Genomic DNA, 17,529 nt, shown 5'->3' on the forward strand with positions numbered 1-17,529 from the left:
TGTTCAGCTTTCTTGAATATCGGCATTGATAAAGACATTGACCGGGAAATCCCCCAGGGCAGCGCTGATCAACAGCTCCTTGTCTGGTGTGACTGCGCTCGTCTGAAAAAGTCCCTTCCAGTTTCGAGTTGTGGCGGCGAACGGTAATTTCACCCGTGTATCGCCCCAAACCTGGGCAGGGATCAGCGGCTGCAGCGCATTTTCGAGCAGGCGGCGGGACCAGCGTGGCACCACCACCAGCACACGTGTGCCCTGGTGTTCGCGGCAGAAGGCGACCACGTGTTCGGCTTGCTCGCCAACCACCTCCAGGGCGGTGTAAGTGCCGTCGCTGAACAACCCGACGTGAGCCTTGCGCAAAGCCAGCACCTGCGCAATCAGCGCCTGTTTGATCCGCCCGTCGCGCCAGTGGGACAGCAGCTCAACGGGGTTCGCTGGGGTATCCAATGCGCGTTGGCGCGCAACGAAGTCCACCGGGCGACGGTTGTCCGGGTCGACCAGGCTGAAGTCCCAGAACTCATCGCCCTGGTACACGTCCGGCACACCCGGCACGCTCAGATGAAGCAAAGACTGCGCCAGCCCGTTCAGGGCGCCGGCGGGTGCGATGGCCTGGGCCGCGCTGGCAAGGGCGTCGCGCAGTGGGCCGCCGGCTTCACTGAGCAGCACGCGCTGCAGGAACGTTTCCACGCCGCGCTCGTAGGCTTCGTTCGGGGCGCTCCAACTGCTTTGCAGCTTGGCTTCGCGCAAGGCTTTTTGTTGCCATTGCCACAGGCGTTGCTGGTAAGCCTCAAGGTCAGGATTGGACTCCAGCGGCCAACTCCCGAGCAAGACCTGATAGAGGATCAACTCGTCGCCCGCCGACGGGCTGTCGGGGGTGTCGCGCAGCGGTGCGGCGAGGCTGCGCCAGTGTTCGACCTGCTCGGCATACCAGGGCGCGCACTCGCTCAGCACCGCCAGACGCGCGCGGGTATCCTCACCGCGTTTATGGTCGTGGGTGGCGGTGGCCAGCAAGTTGTGCGGGAAGTGTTCAAGCCGCTGCTGGTTGACCGTGTGAAAGTCCGCCAACGGCGCGCTGAACTGCTCGGTGCTGAAGCCCACATCGTTGCGCGACAACAACACCGCCGAACGGTAGAACGCAGTGTCTTCCACCGCCTTGGCGGCGGCGGGCGAGGTCAGTTGCTGGAAGCGCACACAGGCATGCTTGAGCATCTTGCGCTCGCGACCCAGCGGACGACGGCGCCACGGTTGCCCACCCAGCCACTTTTCCAGGTGATCGAGCACCGGCCAGTCGCCTTCGCTCAATGTGGTACGCGCACCTTCCATGGCTTGCTGGAAGATCTTGTCGTCAGCCGCGCTGCGCCCGCGCGCACTGATGTAGGTGCGGTACACCGGGAAGTGCACGATCAGCTCCTGCAATGCCCGACGGATTGCGCCCAGGGTCAAGTCGCGGGTCATCACGTCGTCGCGGGCCACCTGCAACAGCGCCTGGGCCACGCTCTCGAAATCGCCGCCCAGGGAACCGTTGAGGATCTGCTGGCGTGCCAACCGGGCTTCGTCCATGAACGCCGACGGCCGTTCGCTGTGGCGTGACCACAACTCGGCCAGCGGGGCGAAACCGTCCGGATGGTGCTGCAGCAACGACAATTGGTTCATGAATTCATAGCCGGTGGTGCCGTCCACTTTCCAGTCGTCGCGCAGGGTCTCACCTTCGCCAAGGATTTTTTCCACGAAGATCGGCAGATGCCGCTGCGGCGACAGCGCATCCAGGCGACGGCGCAGCTTGCGGCAGTAACCACGCGGGTCGGCCAGGCCGTCGATATGGTCGATGCGCAGCCCGTCGATCAAGCCCGCTTCGATCAACTCGAAGATCTTGCCGTGGGTGGCCTCGAACACCGCCGTGCGCTCCACGCGCAGCCCGCCCAGCTCATTCACATCGAAGAAGCGGCGCCAGTTGATGTCGTCCGCCGCCGTGCGCCAACTGGCCAGGCGGTAACTTTGTTGCTCCAGCAGTTCATGCAGGCGCTCGAAGCCCTCTGGCGTGCGGCCGTCGAACGTGGCGAGGCGCTGCTTGATCGCGGGCAGCAGGTCGCCGGCGCGCTCGGCCAATGTCTGTTTGAGCTGGGCGGCTTCGGCGTAGGCGTCATCCTGATAGGCCAGGGTGGCGAAGCGATCAGCCAAGGGCTTGAGTGCTTCATCGCCGCCAAGGATCAACGCGTAATCGCGCGGGCAGATCGGGAAGCGGTGTTCGTAGTGCTCGACGTAAAACGCGCCTTGTGCCGCGTCGAACTTCAGGATCAGGTTGCCGCTCTGCAACGCCTCGCCGTAGTCGCTGCCGAGGAACGGCATCAGCAATTGGCCCTTGAGCAGCGGGTCGGGCGAGTGCCACTGGATATCGAAGAATTCGCTGTAGGGGCTCAAACGTCCCCATTCCAGCAGGTCCAGCCACCAGGGGTTGTCGGCGCCGCCTACGGCCATGTGGTTGGAGACGATATCGAGGATCAGGCCCATGTCGTGTTCGCGTAGCGCCGCAACCAGGCGCTGCAACGCCGCCTCGCCGCCCAGTTCCGGGTTGACGCGGGTGGGGTCGACCACGTCATAGCCATGCATCGACCCGGCGCGGGCCTTGAGCAGGGGCGAGGCATACAGGTGGCTGATGCCCATCTGGGCGAAATACGGCACCAGTGGCACCGCATCATCCAGGGTGAAGCCTTTATGAAATTGCAGGCGCTGGGTGGCGCGCAGGGGCAGTGCTTTCATCGGTCACGCTCATAGGCTTGGTTGCGCGCGACGGCCAGCAGCTCGAGGCGGCGCGCGGCGCCGGCATTGTCGAGCAGGCTGGACGCTTCACCGGGCAGGCGGCGGCGCCAATTGGGGTGGGTGTCGGTGGTGCCGGGCAGGTTGGGTTGTTCCTCCATGCCCAGCGCATCCTCCAGCGGCAGCAATACCAGCGGCGCACGGGTGTGGCCGAGGTAGCGCACGCTGGCATCGATCATGTGGTCGGTGTCGTTGCGGATTTCATCGACGAAGTTCTGTGGGTCCTGGCTCAAGGCCTGGCGCAGCGCCTGACGTTCGCGCAGGCGGTGTTCGCTCCATTGGTCCACGGTTGGCGCGTCGATCAGGCCCAACTCGATGTTCCATTCGATGTCGCGGCTGTGCCACCAGCCGTTGAGGGTTGGCAAATCGTGGGTGCTGGTGGTGGCCAGGGCGTTGTCGGGCCAGTCCAGAATGGGCCGGAACTGATAGTTGTGGTCTTGTTCGAACAGCAGCACGCGCATGCCGAGAATCGCCCGGCTGCTGAGTTTTTCCCGCAGGCCGTCCGGGACGGTGCCCAGGTCTTCACCGAGGACAATGGCCTGGTGGCGATGGGATTCGAGCGCCAGCAGACGCAACATGTCGTCGAATGGGAAATACAGATAAGCACCTTCGCGCGGTGATGCGCCATTGGGGATGACCCACAGGCGTTGCAGGCCCATTACGTGGTCAATGCGCAAGCCGCCGGCGTGGGCGAAGTTGGCCCGCAGCATTTCGATAAACGCGCGGAAACCGTTGCGCTTGAGCCCTTCGGGGGAGAAGGCAGAGATGCCCCAACCCTGGCCCGCACGGTTGAGAATGTCCGGTGGCGCGCCGACGGTCAGGTCGGCCAGCAACTCATCCTGGCGGCTCCAGGCCTGGCTGCCACCGCCGTCTGCACCCACCGCCAGGTCGGCGATCAGGCCGATGCCCATGCCGCTGCCGCGCGCCGCCTGTTGCGCGCGTTGCAGGCTGCGGGCGATCAGCCATTGGGTGAAGGCGAAATAGCCGATCTCATCGCGGTGTTCTTCGGCGAACTGTGCCAACGCCGGGCTCTGCGGTGTACGCCAGGCCTCTGGCCACTGGCGCCAGTCGAGGTCTTCGCCGGCAGCAGCGCGCAGCGCTTGCACGGCTTCGAAACGGCAGTGGTTTTCCAAGGATTCGCCGCCCGTTTGGCGAAAGCTCTGGAAGTCGGCGTGTTGCGGATGGTGGCCGTGACGGAAATCGTCGTACAGGGCTCGCAGCAGGCGCTGCTTGGCCTTGGAGGCTGCGGGCCAGTCGATCAGGGTGAGCTGTTCCAGGTCGTGCAATTCATCGGTCAGGCCCGCGGCTTCGATGGCATTGCGCACTTCACGTTCGCCCAGGATGCAACCCGGCGAGGCATACAGGCTGTTGAGAAACAGCCGGCTGGAGGGCGAGTAGGGGCTGTAGCGCTCGGTATCGGCGCTGAACATCGCGTGCATCGGGCTGATCGCCAGGGCGTCGGCGCCGCGCTCGGCGGCTGAGCGGGCCAGGTGTTCCAGGGCCAGGGTGTCGCCAAAGCCGCCGTCACCGAGGCGGCGCAGCGAGTACAACTGGGCGCTGAGGCCCCAGGCGCGGGCCGGGTTGCTGTCGACCGCTTCGGCCACGCTGTAGCAACGGGCGGGTGCGACGGCGAGGGTGAAGGTTTGGCCGTCGATATGCGCCTGGTGATAGCCGAGGGCAATCACGCCAGGCAGCACGGCATCACCGTCAAGACGCAATTCCAGGGTTTCACCGTTTTCCAGGTGCACGCGGCACGGCGTGTCGGCCGCGAAGTAGCGCGCCAGGTCCAGGCCTTCACCGCTGTCGACAGTCAGCAGCGGGGGCAGATGTTTATCCTGCTGGGCCTGCTCCAGTTCGCGCAGGCTGGCGTCGATCTCGGCTTCGGTGTCAGCTGGGTGGCCCAGCCCCTTGAGCACGGCGCGCAGCGCGTCGGGCTGCACATGTTGCGGGCGACCGTTGGCATCGATCCAATCGACGGCCAGGCCCGCACGGCTGGCGAGTATTTCCAGGTTCGCTTCGCTCAAGACTGTTCTCCAGCAGGGAATAAGGACACGCGGGCGCTGAAGGGCGGCAAGTGCGCCACGTCGTCGGCCGGCGTTTGAAAAATTACGTGGAGCGATGCGGGCTGGTCGACGGGCTTGGCGCCAAGGTTCAGATCAATCTGCAACACACTGCCATTGCCCAGCCGCCAGCGCGCGGCGACGGCACCTTCGGCCAGCACCTCTGCGCCCAGGGCCACGCTGCCGGGCAGGTGCGGCACCACATGCTGATGACGCAGGCTCAGCAACTGGCGATAGAGCTGGGCGTGCTCGTTTTCGACCAGCGCAGGCGCCGATTGCAGGAACGTGGTCAAGGCGTTGGGATCGGGGATGCGTTCGCGTTGTTCGGGGTCGTGAAACGCGGCGAAATCGGCGAACTCGCTGCGTCGACCTTCACGTACGGCCTCGGCCAGCTCACCGTGATGGTCTGTGAAGAACAGAAACGGCTCTGCAGCATTGACTTCATCGCCCATGAACATCAGCGGAATCATCGGTGACAGCAGCAACAGGGCGGTCGCTGCCCTCAGCGCCTCCGGCGAGCACAGCTGGTGCAAGCGTTCGCCCAGGGCGCGGTTGCCGATCTGGTCGTGGTTCTGCAGGAATGCCACGAAAGCGGTCGGCGGCAACTCGCCGCTGGGTTCGCCGCGTGCATGGCCGTGACGAGTGGTGTGGCCCTGGTAGATAAAGCCTTCACCCAGGCAGCGTGCCAGTTTCGCGGTGGGTTGCTCGGCGAAGTCACTGTAATAGGCGTCGGTTTCGCCGGTGAGCAGCACGTGCAGCACGTTATGGAAGTCATCGTTCCATTGCGCATCGAAATCATGCTTGAGCAGGCTGGCCTGGTTCAGCTCGTTTTCCAGCACCAGCCACACGTGGCGCCCGGTGTCGACCTGCTGGCGCACGCGTTGCGCCAGCTCCTGCAGGAAGCCTGGGTTGTCGATGGCATGCACCGCGTCCAGGCGCAGGCCGTCGAAGCGGTATTCGAGCAGCCACATCAATGCATTATCGAGGAAGAAATCTCGCACTTCACGGCGCTCGAAATCAATGCCCGCGCCCCACGGTGTGTGCACGTCCTCCTGAAAGAAGCCCTTGGCGTATTGCCCCAGGTAATTGCCATCAGGGCCGAAATGGTTGTAGACCACGTCGAGGATCACCGCCAGGCCATGGCCATGGGCGCTGTCGATCAGCTGCTTGAGTTGTTCGGGGGAACCATAGACGGCGTGCGGTGCGTAAGGCAGCACCCCGTCGTAACCCCAGTTGCGCTCACCGGGAAACTGCGCCAGGGGCATCAATTCGATGGCGGTCACGCCCAGTTCGGCCAGGCGCGGCAGATGTTTCTCCACTTCGGCGTAACCGCCCATCGCGCCGACGTGCAATTCGTAGATCACCGCCTCGTGCCAGGGGCGGCCTTGCCATTGGCTGTGCTGCCATTCGTACGCGAGGGGGTCGACGACGCGGCTCCAACCATGAACATCCAGGGCCTGGGCCCTGGATGCGGGGTCCGGAACATCCCGTTCCCCGTCGATATTGAAGCGGTAAAGCGTGCCGGCGGGGCAGGCCAGTTCGACTTCGAACCAGCCGTCTGCCTGGGACAGCATGGCGATGGATCGGCCATCCTGCAATTCAACGCTGACATAAAACGCGTCTGGCGCCCACAAGGCGAAACGCGTGTGTTGCGCGTCCAGCATCAGTGCACCGTGGGGCCAGGTTTCCAAAGTCCGTAACGGCATCTATGAAGACCTCTCTTGATTATTTAGTCGATTTCCCCAGGGCTTTTGCCACCAGTTGTTCATACAGTTCGGCGTAGGGTTCCACCGCCTGGGACCAGTTGAAGGGTTGGGTCATGGCGCGGCTGCGCATGGCGTTGAGCAGACCCGGGTAGGAAAACACTTTGAACGCGCGTTCCAGGGCTGCCTTGTAGCTGTCGACCGTGGATTCGTTGAACAGAAAACCAGTGACGCCATCTTCAATGGTGTCGGCCAGGCCACCGGTATTGCGCGCCACCGGCAACGAGCCGAAGCGCTGGGCATACATCTGGCTCAGGCCGCACGGCTCATAGCGCGACGGCATCAGCAGGAAGTCGCTGCCGGCGAACATGCGGCGCGCGTCGGTCTCGTTGAAGCCGATGCGCACGCCAACTTGGCCGGGAAAGCGCAGCGCGAGTTCACGCATGGCCTGTTCTTCTTCCGGCTCGCCACGCCCGATGATGGCAATTTGGCCACCGTTTTCGACGATAAAGCTGGCGACTGCCTCGGTGAGGTCCAGGCCTTTCTGGTAGACCAGGCGCGACACCACGGCAAACAACGGGCCGGTGGAATCGTGCAGGCCGAACAGCTCGCGCACATGGGCGGCGTTGATGGCCTTGCCTTCCCAGTCGCCGATATTGAAGTTGTGGGTCAGGTGGGTGTCGGTCGAGGTTTCCCAGCTTTCGTCGATCCCGTTGGGAATCCCGCTGAGCAGGCCTTGCTGGGTCTTGCTGGCGAGGAAGCCATCCAGGCCGCAGCCAAATTCCGGAGTGGTGATTTCTGCGGCGTAGGTGGCGCTGACCGTGGTGATGTGGCTGGAATAGGCCATGCCGGCTTTGAGGAACGACATCTTGCCGTAGAACTCCATGCCTTCCTGTTGCAGGGCATGGGGCGGAATGCCCAATTCGGGGGTGCAGCCCAGGCTCACCACGCCTTGGTAGGCGAGGTTATGAATGGTGAACAGGGTGGGCGTGCGTGAACCACGCCAGTGCATGTAGGCCGGGGCCAGGCCAGCCGGCCAGTCGTGGGCGTGCACCAGGTCCGGGCACCAGTGGATCTGTGCCAGGTTGGCGGCAATGTCGGCGGCGGCCAGGCCCAGGCGGGCGAAACGGATGTGGTTGTCCGGCCAGTCGCGGCCGTTGTTGGCGCCGTAGGGTGTGCCTTCGCGTTCGTACAGCTCAGGACAGATCAGCACGTAGATGACCAGGCCGTCCTTGAGGTCCATGCGCCCGATCTTGCACGGTGGCAGCGCCGCGTGGCCGCCCAGCTCACCGACAATATGGATCGGGTTGTCGCTTTCCATCACCTGCGGGTAACCGGGAATCAGCACCCGCACGTCGTGCAGGTGGGCCATGGCGCGGGGCAGGGCGGCGGAAACGTCGCCCAGGCCACCGGTCTTCACCAGGTCGGCAAACTCGGAGGTGACAAACAGCACTTTCTTTCGATTCGGGTTCTTACTCACGATCGGCCGCACAGTGTTGGGCAGGTCGGCCAATGACGTCGGCCCCCCTGCCTGCTGACTAAAACGCTCTCCCTGAGTTACTACTGCGGCACTGATCATAATGCACTCCCCTTTGTTTCGTTGGTCGGCTAATGGCCCGCTGCCATTGGCTCCGAGTGACCGCATCCTGCGGCCAGGCGCACAAGCGCATTACAAACTGGCAAGGCGTATGCCAGTTGCACGGTTAGCTGAAAAAGTTTGGATGGGCGGGCATGCGGCCTGAAACCGGATATGTTCGCCTTACCTAAAACTGGACCTGCGGCAGAGTTCGAAAGTTTCGATTTTTTGCGGGGTTTTTGTTTTGGAACGGACCCATCGGTCATCAGTCTAGGACAGATTCCAGCGTCCATAGGGTTTAGAAAGGGATTTTGTAGGACAAAAACGTTTAACCATGTGCCTGCGGATGCGCACCGCCTCTGTAGGAGCGAGCTTGCTCGCGAAAAACTCAATGACAACGCGTAAAACGGCAAGGGCCACGTATCGTTGGCGATTTTCGCGAGCAAGCTCGCTCTTACAGGGAGCACTTGGTCATTGTCGTTCCAGACACGCCCTTGATTGGTGCGTCAGCCGAGCACCCGAATGGGCGCGGCGTTCGCCCAGGCCTGGATGTCTTCGATCATTTGCCCATAGAACTGTCGGTAGTTCTGCTCGCTGACATAACCGATATGCGGCGTGGCCAGGACGTTGGGCAATGAGCGGAAAGGATGTGCAAGCGGTAGTGGCTCCTGGCTATATACGTCGAGCGCCGCGCCGGCCAGTCCCCCGTTGCTGAGTGCGTCCACCAGCGCCTGTTCATCCACGATCGGCCCACGTGCCGTGTTCACCAGATGCGCGCTGGGTTTCATCCAAGCCAGCGCTTGAGCATCGACCAGGCCACGGCTGCGTTCGCTGAGCACCAGGTGAATGCTCAGAATATCGGCCTGTTCGAACAGCTCGCGCTTGCTGACCCAGGTCACGCCTGACTCGGCGGCCCGTTGTGGCGTGAGGTTTTCGCTCCAGGCAATCACACGCATGCCGAATACCTGGCCGAACTGCGCGACTTTCTGCCCGATGCTGCCCAGCCCGAGGATGCCCAAGGTCTTGCCATACAGGTCGCCCCCCAGGCCGACCTGCCAACCGCCTGCGCGCAGGGAATCGGCCTCGGCCAGCAGGTTGCGGGTCGAAGCCATGATCAGCGCCCAGGTCAGCTCCGGCGCGGCCTGCTTATAGCTGTCGGTCCCGCAGACCTGAATTCCCAGCGCCTTGGCGGCGGGAATGTCAATGGCGGCGTTGCGCATGCCACCGGTCACCAGCAATCGGAGCTTGGGCAGCCCTTGCAATAACGCTTGGTCGAAGACGGAACGCTCACGCATCACGCAAATGACGTCGAACCCTTGCAAGCGCTCGACCATCACGGCGGTATCGGCCGGGTACTCGTGCAGGAAGTGCACCTGGCCCAAGGGGCCCAGCACCGACCAATCCACCACCCGACTGGCCACTTGCTGCCAATCATCAATGACTGCGATCTGTAGCGACATTCACGCGTGCCTCGAAAAGGTTAAAGGGCATTCAAACCCTGCAACAGCGCTGCGTGGAAACGGGCCGGTTCTTCCATCTGCGGCGCATGGCCCAGGCCGTCGAACTCCACCAGGGTGGCATGGGGAATCAGTTTGGCCACCTGCTTGCCCAGTACCTGGTAGTTGCCGATCCTGGCCTTGACGTCCGCTGGCGCCAGGTCTTTGCCGATGGCGGTGGTGTCGCTGGTGCCAATCAGCAGCAGGGTAGGCGCTTGCAGGTTCTTGAACTCGTAGTACACCGGCTGGGTGAAGATCATGTCGTAAATCAACGCCGAGTTCCAGGCCACCAGGGTATGCCCCGGCCCTTGGTTGAGGCCGATGAGCATGTCCACCCAGCGCTCGTATTCGGGCTTCCAGCGCCCTGCGTAATAGGTGTCGCGCTCATATTTGCGAACGCCGTCGGCGCTCATTTTCAGCTCGCGTTGGTACCACTGGTCAACACTCTGGTGAGGCACGCCCAGGGCTTTCCAGTCTTCCAGGCCGATGGGGTTGACCAGTGCCAGCTGTTCGGTCTGCGCGGGGTACATCAAGGCATAGCGCGTGGCGAGCATGCCGCCGGTGGAGTGGCCGAGCAGCGTGGCTTTTTGAATGCCGAGTTTTTCCAGCAACTGGTGGGTGTTGAGCGCCAGTTGCTGAAAGCTGTACTGGTAGTGCTCGGGCTTGCTGGAGGTGCAGAAACCGATCTGGTCTGGCGCGATCACCCGGTAACCGGCGTCGCTCAGGGCTTTGATCGAGCTTTCCCAGGTGGCGCCGCAGAAGTTCTTGCCGTGCATCAACACCACGCTGCGCCCGTTGGCCTTGCCTTTGGCCGGCACGTCCATATAGCCCATCTGCAGGTTCTTGCCCTGGGACTCGAAGCTGAAACGTTCGACCGGGTAGGGGTACTTGAAACCCTCGAGTTCAGGGCCATAAGTGGCGGCAAACACAGGCGCGGCGCTGGCGGTGAGCAGGCTGGCGACGCATAGATCTCGGATGGAAGGCATGCACGTAAACTCCGGGAAAGATGTCCCGGATGCTGTTGGGGGGAGATTAACGGGGGATTAACACCCAATGCAGGGTCACCGCGGCAAGTACGCCGTAGCGCAGCGCCTTGGCCAGGGTGACCAACAGCAGGAAGCGCCAGAGGGGCTCGCGCATCACACCGGCCACCAGGGTCAACGGGTCGCCAATGATCGGCAGCCAACTGAGCAGCAACGTCCAATGCCCCCAGCGCGTGTAGTGGCGGCGGGCCTTGTCCAGCTGCTGGGGGCTGACGGGAAACCAGCGCCGGCCCTTGAAGTGCTCCACCGAGCGGCCCAGCAGCCAATTGACCACCGAACCCAGCACATTGCCCAGCGTGGCGATGCCCAGCAGCAGCCACAGGCTGTAATGCCCGCTGAGCAGCAGCCCGACCAGCACGGCTTCCGACTGCAAAGGCAACAATGTTGCCGCGCCAAAGGCGGCGGCGAACAGCCCCAGGTAACCCATCAGCACCGGTCGAGGTGCCGATGCGTCGGACGGGCTCGTTGCACAGGGGTTTTCATGGTCGATCTCACTGAACGCACGGCATTGGGCAGTAGGGCGGGCATTTTCCCTGATGCGGGTCAGTTAAGCGAGAGAGGCGGTCAATCCCGCAGGTTTTCCAGTCGGTGCTTGAGCTGGTCCAGCGCGATGCGTGAGAGCTCGAGCATGCGTTCATGCAAGGTCACCAATTGCAGCTCGGTCTCGTACATCAGGACACGCTTGAACACAGTGCCACCCTGATGCGCTTGCAGGCAGTAATGCAGCGAGCCGTCGACGGCCAGTGAGGTGAACGCGGTTTTGAACTCGTGGGGGCAGCGGGCGATTTGTACGCGGTAACTCAGCGGGACGCGGACGCCCAGCAGGTCGATGATTTCGGTGAATCGCGTGCCGACCGATACCGAGCCGCGGGTGCCGGTGTCGGCGCTGAGGGAGGTGGGGTGCCACTCGTGCCAGCGGTCGGGCTGAGTGACGTAGTCGTAGACGGCCTCGATCGGGGCCTGGATGAAGCGTTCCTGACTGATTCGCTCCAAGCGGACCGATTGCTCAGTTGCGTGCATGACACACCTCCTGTGTGGCGAGTTTTACACTAGGAGCTGTGAGAATAGCCCGACTCCCGTGCTTTGCACGGGAGTATTCGGCCCTGGATCAACGCACTTTGAAGCGCCCCATCAAGGCAATCACCCGGCCATTGGCGTCCAGCAGGCTTTGGGTATTGCTTTGCGTGACATGACCGCTTTCTACCAGCTCTTCAACCATCTGTCGGATCTGCACCATGCTGCGGTTGATCTCTTCTGTCACCGCGCTCTGCTGCTCGGCGGCCGTCGCGATCTGGGTGCTGAGGTTGTTGATATGGCTGACCGAACCGGCCATTTCATCGAGTCCGGTGTTCACTCGCTCCGTGGCATCGGCTGCCGACTGGCAACTGGCCTGGGTGTTTTCCATGGCGGCGACCGATGAACTCACGCCGGTGGTCAAGCGCGCGAGCATTTCGTTGATCTGCGAGGTGCTGGCCTGGGTGCGGGCGGCCAGCGCGCGGACTTCGTCAGCCACCACCGCAAAACCACGGCCTTGTTCGCCGGCCCGCGCCGCTTCAATCGCGGCGTTGAGCGCCAACAGGTTGGTCTGGCCGGCGATAGCGCCGATCACGCCGAGGGTTTCCGTGATACGCGCGGCGTCCTGGCGCATGTTCTCAACGGTGTGGGTGGCGCTGGCAACCTCACCGATCAAGGCGCTGACACTGGTGGAGGCTTCGCCCACCACCACCCGGGAGCGGTCGGCGTGTTCGTTGGCGCGTTGGGTAAAGGCGGCTGTTTCAGCGGCGTTTTGCGCGACGGTGTCGGCGGTGGAGCTCATTTCGGTGATGGCGGTCACCGTCTGGTCCGTTTCCGAGGCATGGCGCAACAGGATCTGATTGGTGTGCGCCGAGGTTTGCTGCAGTTGCGCAAGGCCCGAGGACATGGCGCCAGTGGCCTGGGTCACTTCGCCGATCATGTCTTGCAGGTAGACGATAAAGCGGTTCACCGAGTGGCCAATGGCGCCCAGTTCGTCTTCGGCGCGGATGGTGATGCGTCGCGTGAGGTCGGCGTCGCCGGCAGACAGCGCGTCGATGTTGCCCTTCAGTGCTTTCATGCGCTGGACCAGTTGGCGAATGGCATACGCCGCCAGCAGCACCAGCAGGATCACCATCGGGATTTGCAGCAGCGCCAGGCTGCCGAGCACGTCATTGCGCTGGGCGGTGATCAGCGAAGTGGGCAGGGCCGTCGCCAGGAACCACGGGGTGCCCTCGATCGGGCGCATATAGAAGGTGCTGGCCACGCCCTGATTGTCGAACTCAGCGCGTTGCAAGGCCTGGTCGCGATGGGCGAGGGCTTTGCTGATCTGGGCGGCGAAAGCCGAAGTGCCGGTCAGTTCGCTGATGTTCTTCAACACCACCGGGCCGCTGATGCGCGAGCTGTTGCTGATGATCTTGCCGTCGCCTTCGACGATCAGCATTTGCCCGCCGATGTCTTTTTCCTTGCTGGCCACCAGGTCATTGAAGAAGCCCAGGGTCACGTCGATGGTCGCCACGCCATAGGCGGCGCCGTCACGCTGGATCGCCATGGCGCAGTTGGTGCGCGGCTCCTGGCTGGCGTCGTCCTTGTAGGCCGCGGCCCAGGCGCATTGGCCACGGGGCGAGGCGAGGCCGCCCTTGTACCAGCTCTGGTCGTAATAGTTGGGCGCCGCGTCACTGTTCCAGAAGGTGTTGACCGCCAGCTTGCCCGAGGCATCGCGGTGCCAGAAGGTGCTGTGCTTGTTGCGCCCAGGCGTGCGCTGATTGGGCAACGGCCAGATACCGCCACCGAACACTTTGAGTTCGCCGTATTGATCCACCAGGCCAGGCAGGACCTTGTCGATGGCGTCGCTGTCGAGCAACGGAATGGTTTGGGTAATGCTGCGTTGCTGGGCCTGAACCTTGTTCAGTTCGCCCTGGATCTGTCCGGCCACTTCGCCGACACGGTTGAGTACCACCTGTTCTTCGGTGTCCTGCAGCTTGGGCGCGACCAACTGGCCGATGCCCACGACGGTCAACACCAATAACACCAGGACGAACAGCACCAGGAACAGGGTATAGCGGGCTTGGATGGAGCGCAGTGGGGGCATGGGGCCGTCCTTACGAAGCGTTATTGTCGACGCGGCTTTTTTAGAGCTTCGTAGGGCTATCGGCTTGGAAGCAGCCAGCTTTAGGTACGTGCGTGCAAGAAAGTGCGGGCGCCGTGGGGCGGCGCCTGCGGGTCAGATTTCCAGCATCGCCATCACCTCCTCGGGGTAGCGCATGCCGGCGGTTGCGTGGGCCGGAAAGATCGCGGCCAGCGCCGCCCGTTCGGCCGGGCTGAGGCTGATCGACACGGCCGCGACGTTTTCTTCAACGTATTTACGCTGCTTGGTGCCGGGGATCGGCACGATGTAGTCGCCTTGCGCCAATACCCAGGCCAGCGCCAGTTGACCGGCCGTTACGCCTTTATCGGCTGCCAGCGCTTGCACCTGTGCGACCAGTTGCAGGTTTTTCGCAAAATTCTCGCCCTGAAAGCGCGGGTTGAAACGCCGGTAGTCCTCGGCATCGAAATCTTCCGGGCTTTTCAGTGCGCCGGTCAGAAAACCCCGGCCCAACGGGCTGTAAGGCACGAAGGCGATGCCCAGGCGCTGGCAGGCGGCGAGGCAGCCGTTGTCTTCCTGATCGCGACTCCACAGCGAATACTCACTTTGCAGGGCGCTGATGGGGTGAACCTTGTGCGCCCGCTCCAGGGTGGCGGCCGATGCTTCGCTCAGGCCCAGGTAGCGCACCTTGCCCTGTGTCACCAGCTCGGCCATGGCGCCGACGGTTTCTTCGATGGCCACCTCGGGGTCGATGCGGTGCTGGTAGTACAGGTCCAAAGTTTCAATGCCCAGGCGTCGCAGCGTGCCGTCGATGGAGGCGCGCACGTACTCGGGGCGGCCACACACGCCACGCAACGCCGGGTTCGCCGGGTCGCGCAGAATGCCGAACTTGCTGGCCAGGAACACCTGGTCGCGCTTGCCGGCGATGGCCTTGCCGATCAGTTGCTCATTGGTGTGGGGGCCGTACATGTCGGCGGTATCGAGAAAGTTGACGCCCAGTTCCAAGGCGCGGTGCAGGGTGGCGATGGCCTCCGTGGAGTCCAGGCCTGGCGTGTAAAAGTCGCTCATGCCCATGCAGCCGAGGCCGATGGCGGAGACGTGGGGGCCGTTTTTACCGAGTTGGCGAGTGTGCATGGTGGTGCTCCTTGGTTGAGGCGTGCATTGTCGCGCTCGACAAAACCTGGATAAACCGGCTAAAAGCACTATCACTATTTGTAAAATCTAAACAATCTCGGGGGTGAACCGTGGACCGTTTCAATGCCATGCGCGTCTTCACCCGAATCGTCGAGTTGGGCGGTTTTGCCAAGGCCGCGGACAGCCTGCAACTGCCGCGCGCCTCGGTGACCATCCTGATCAAGCAACTGGAGGCCCACCTCGGCGTGCAACTGCTGCAGCGCACCACGCGGCAAGTCAGCCCAACCCTGGACGGCGCGGCGTACTACCAGCGTTGCGTGCAGCTGCTGACGGACCTGGAGGAAACCGAGGCGGTGTTTTCCTCGCGTCGGCAAAACCCACGCGGCACCTTGAGCATCGATATGCCATCGGGCATCGGCCGTTTGATCGTGATCCCGGCGCTGCCGACGTTCACCGCGCTGTACCCACAGATCGAGCTGGATATCGGCCTGAACGATCGCCCGGTGGATTTGATCCGTGAAGGGGTCGATTGCGTACTGCGCGGTGGCCCGGCGCTGGACGAATCGCTGGTGGCGCGACCGCTGGCGATGATGCAGCAGTTGACGCTGGCCAGCCCCGCGTACCTGCAGCGCATGGGCGTGCCCGCCAGCCTGGACGACCTGGGTCGGCACCAGATGATCGAGTACGTCTCCAGCGCCAGCGGCAAGCGCTTTGGCCTGGAATTCCAGATCGGTACTCAATTGCGCACGCTCAACCTGTCGAAGGTGGTCGCGGTGAACAGTTCCGACGGGTATTTCGCCGCCTGTGAAGCCGGTTACGGGCTGATCCAGGCCCCGCATTATCACGCCATGAAGCAACTGGCCGAGGGCACGCTGGTGGAGGTGCTGCCGCAGGTGGCGGTGCCGAACATGGCGCTGACCGCGCTGTACCCGCCGCATCGACAGTTGTCCCAGCGGGTACGGGTGTTTGTCGATTGGCTGGTGAAGCTGTGTGCCGAGCCTGGCAATGGTTTGCGCCGCTAGCTTTGTGCGCGGCGATAGGCCCCCGGTTGCTGCCCGGTGACTTTATGAAAGGCCCGGGTAAACGCCGCCACTGATTGATAGCCCACCGCCAGCGATACATCCGCCACGGTCTGGTCCGTCTTGAACAACTGACAGGCGTGGCGCATGCGCATCATCAACAGCACCTGGCCCGGTGACTGCCCGCACAGTTCATTAAACCGCTTGAAAAACGCCGAGCGTGACAACCCGGTGCAGGCGGCCATGCTTTCCAGCGTCCAATTCTCGGCCGGGCGTGCGATCAACTGTTCCAACAAATTGGAAAATGCCGGTTGCCGACCGAGTGCCGCCAGGCCGCCCAACTCGGTGTTATCGAGCACTTGTTGGCGCAGCACGTACAGAAACAAAAGGTGGCACAGCCGTTCGAGCAAGGCCGAAGAGGGCGCAGGCAGGCGCTCGCACTCCTGCAGGATCAGTTCGAACAGATTGCGCGCGGCGGCCAACGACGGGTCACCGGCGCGCAGGATGATCCAGGCGGGCAGGCTGTCGACAATCATCGCCGACAGCCCGGACTGGAAATCGAAAAAGCCGCAGACCAGGCCCACCCCGTCTGTCGCGGTGTTGTCCAGCGCCAGCATCGGGCGGCGCGGGCATTGCTGGGCGCCTGCTGCGGTGTCTGCGCCGGAGAGCCGATAGGGCAGGTCGCGCAGCAGGAACACGGCATCGCCGTTGTCCAGGAAGTGCGCCGGTTGGCCGTCGATATGCAGCCAGCACTGGCCTTGTACGATCAGATGAAAACTCGCGCGCGCCAAGCCATGGGTGCTGGCGTGCCAGTCGCCACAATAGCGGCCGACGTGAAACAGGCTGGTGTTCAGTTCGAGGCTGTCTAATAACCAATCGACAAGTGCGCTGGACGAATTCATCTAATGAAAAGACTCTAGAGCAAGTAATCGCTACTTTAGCCTATTGAGGGGTTTTTTTATAACCAACAGACTGGAGCCACTCACCCATGAGGAGACCACTCCATGTCCCGTGTACCGCTGCTCACCCCTGAAACCGCGCCGGAAGCGGCCAAGCCCTTCCTGGAAAACGCGCTGAAAACTTCGGGGTTCATTCCCAACCTGCTCGCCGTACTGGCCAATGCCCCGGCGGCGCTGGAAACCTATATCACCGTGTCCGGCCTGAATGCCAAATCTGCCTTGAGCCTGGCTGATCGTGAAGTGGTGCAACTGATTGCCGCCACCAGTCACGGTTGCGATTTCTGTGTGGCCGGGCACACCGCCGTGGCGCGTAACAAAGCCAAGCTGCCCGAAGAAGTCATCGAGGCGCTGCGCCAGCGCGGTGAGTTACCCGATGCCCGCTATGAGACACTCGCCGCGTTCACCCGTGAAGTGATCGCCACCCGTGGCGATGTCAGCGATGCCGGCTATGACGCGTTCCGCGCCGCCGGCTACACCGACGGGCAGGCGCTGGAGGTTATTCTGGGGGTCAGCCTGGCCACGTTGTGCAACTTCGCCAACGTGTTTGCGCGCACCCCGTTGAACCCGGAACTGGCGCAGTACCGTTGGGAACAACCGGCGAGCTGAATCGGCGCGGGTCCACTGTAGGAAC

General features: G+C 62.9%; 13 protein-coding genes and 1 pseudogene. 2 read left to right on the forward strand and 12 right to left on the reverse strand.

The window, feature by feature from the left end:
- Positions 1–3: 3 nt before the first annotated feature.
- The 11 genes and pseudogenes from QF045_RS15300 to QF045_RS15345 form a co-directional block, all read right to left on the reverse strand.
- Positions 4–2,754 (reverse strand): malto-oligosyltrehalose synthase, encoded by a 2,751-nt coding sequence (locus QF045_RS15300; protein WP_306492936.1) that lies wholly within the window; start codon positions 2,752–2,754, stop codon positions 4–6.
- Positions 2,751–4,835 carry a 4-alpha-glucanotransferase gene (gene malQ, locus QF045_RS15305; RefSeq protein ID WP_306492937.1) on the reverse strand — a complete coding sequence of 695 codons (2,085 nt, stop codon included), beginning with the start codon at positions 4,833–4,835 and terminating at the stop codon, positions 2,751–2,753. The genes QF045_RS15300 and malQ overlap by 4 nt, the downstream gene beginning before the upstream one ends.
- On the reverse strand, positions 4,832–6,577 hold the full coding sequence (gene treZ / locus QF045_RS15310; RefSeq protein ID WP_306492938.1) for a malto-oligosyltrehalose trehalohydrolase: 1,746 nt from the start codon (positions 6,575–6,577) through the stop codon (positions 4,832–4,834). Before treZ ends, malQ begins: the two co-directional genes overlap by 4 nt.
- A 19-nt stretch (positions 6,578–6,596) precedes the next feature.
- Complete coding sequence (gene glgA / locus QF045_RS15315; protein WP_124386838.1) at positions 6,597–8,153, reverse strand: glycogen synthase GlgA; 1,557 nt, start codon at positions 8,151–8,153, stop codon at positions 6,597–6,599.
- 503 nt (positions 8,154–8,656) lie between these two features.
- Positions 8,657–9,610 carry a D-2-hydroxyacid dehydrogenase family protein gene (locus QF045_RS15320; protein WP_306492939.1) on the reverse strand — a complete coding sequence of 318 codons (954 nt, stop codon included), beginning with the start codon at positions 9,608–9,610 and terminating at the stop codon, positions 8,657–8,659.
- A 20-nt stretch (positions 9,611–9,630) separates the two neighbouring features.
- On the reverse strand, positions 9,631–10,632 hold the full coding sequence (locus QF045_RS15325; protein WP_306492940.1) for an alpha/beta fold hydrolase: 1,002 nt from the start codon (positions 10,630–10,632) through the stop codon (positions 9,631–9,633).
- Positions 10,633–10,678: 46 nt separating this feature from the next.
- Entirely contained in the window at positions 10,679–11,122 is a 444-nt protein-coding gene (locus QF045_RS15330; protein ID WP_306492941.1) for a YqaA family protein, read from the reverse strand.
- Between the two features lie 131 nt (positions 11,123–11,253).
- On the reverse strand, positions 11,254–11,709 hold the full coding sequence (locus QF045_RS15335; RefSeq protein ID WP_306492942.1) for an SRPBCC family protein: 456 nt from the start codon (positions 11,707–11,709) through the stop codon (positions 11,254–11,256).
- An 88-nt stretch (positions 11,710–11,797) separates the two neighbouring features.
- Positions 11,798–12,643: a methyl-accepting chemotaxis protein gene (locus tag QF045_RS27760; protein WP_373424481.1), complete on the reverse strand. Its 846-nt coding sequence runs from the start codon at positions 12,641–12,643 to the stop codon at positions 11,798–11,800.
- 15 nt (positions 12,644–12,658) lie between these two features.
- Positions 12,659–13,792 (reverse strand): annotated as a pseudogene (locus tag QF045_RS27765) (cache domain-containing protein); the annotation flags it as partial.
- Between the two features lie 132 nt (positions 13,793–13,924).
- A complete protein-coding gene (locus QF045_RS15345) occupies positions 13,925–14,920 on the reverse strand; it encodes an aldo/keto reductase (RefSeq protein WP_306492944.1) in 996 nt (331 codons plus the stop codon).
- Between the two features lie 110 nt (positions 14,921–15,030).
- Between QF045_RS15345 and QF045_RS15350 the strand changes: the two genes are divergently transcribed.
- Positions 15,031–15,942 carry a LysR family transcriptional regulator gene (locus QF045_RS15350; protein ID WP_306492945.1) on the forward strand — a complete coding sequence of 304 codons (912 nt, stop codon included), beginning with the start codon at positions 15,031–15,033 and terminating at the stop codon, positions 15,940–15,942.
- On the opposite strand, the gene QF045_RS15355 is transcribed toward QF045_RS15350, so the two are convergent.
- Complete coding sequence (locus tag QF045_RS15355; protein ID WP_306492946.1) at positions 15,939–16,841, reverse strand: AraC family transcriptional regulator; 903 nt, start codon at positions 16,839–16,841, stop codon at positions 15,939–15,941. The genes QF045_RS15350 and QF045_RS15355 overlap by 4 nt on opposite strands.
- 102 nt (positions 16,842–16,943) lie before the next feature.
- On the opposite strand from QF045_RS15355, the gene QF045_RS15360 reads away from it, so the two are divergent.
- On the forward strand, positions 16,944–17,504 hold the full coding sequence (locus QF045_RS15360; RefSeq protein WP_306492947.1) for a carboxymuconolactone decarboxylase family protein: 561 nt from the start codon (positions 16,944–16,946) through the stop codon (positions 17,502–17,504).
- Positions 17,505–17,529 lie beyond the last annotated feature (25 nt).

Source organism: Pseudomonas sp. W4I3 (assembly GCF_030816195.1).
Classification (GTDB): domain Bacteria; phylum Pseudomonadota; class Gammaproteobacteria; order Pseudomonadales; family Pseudomonadaceae; genus Aquipseudomonas.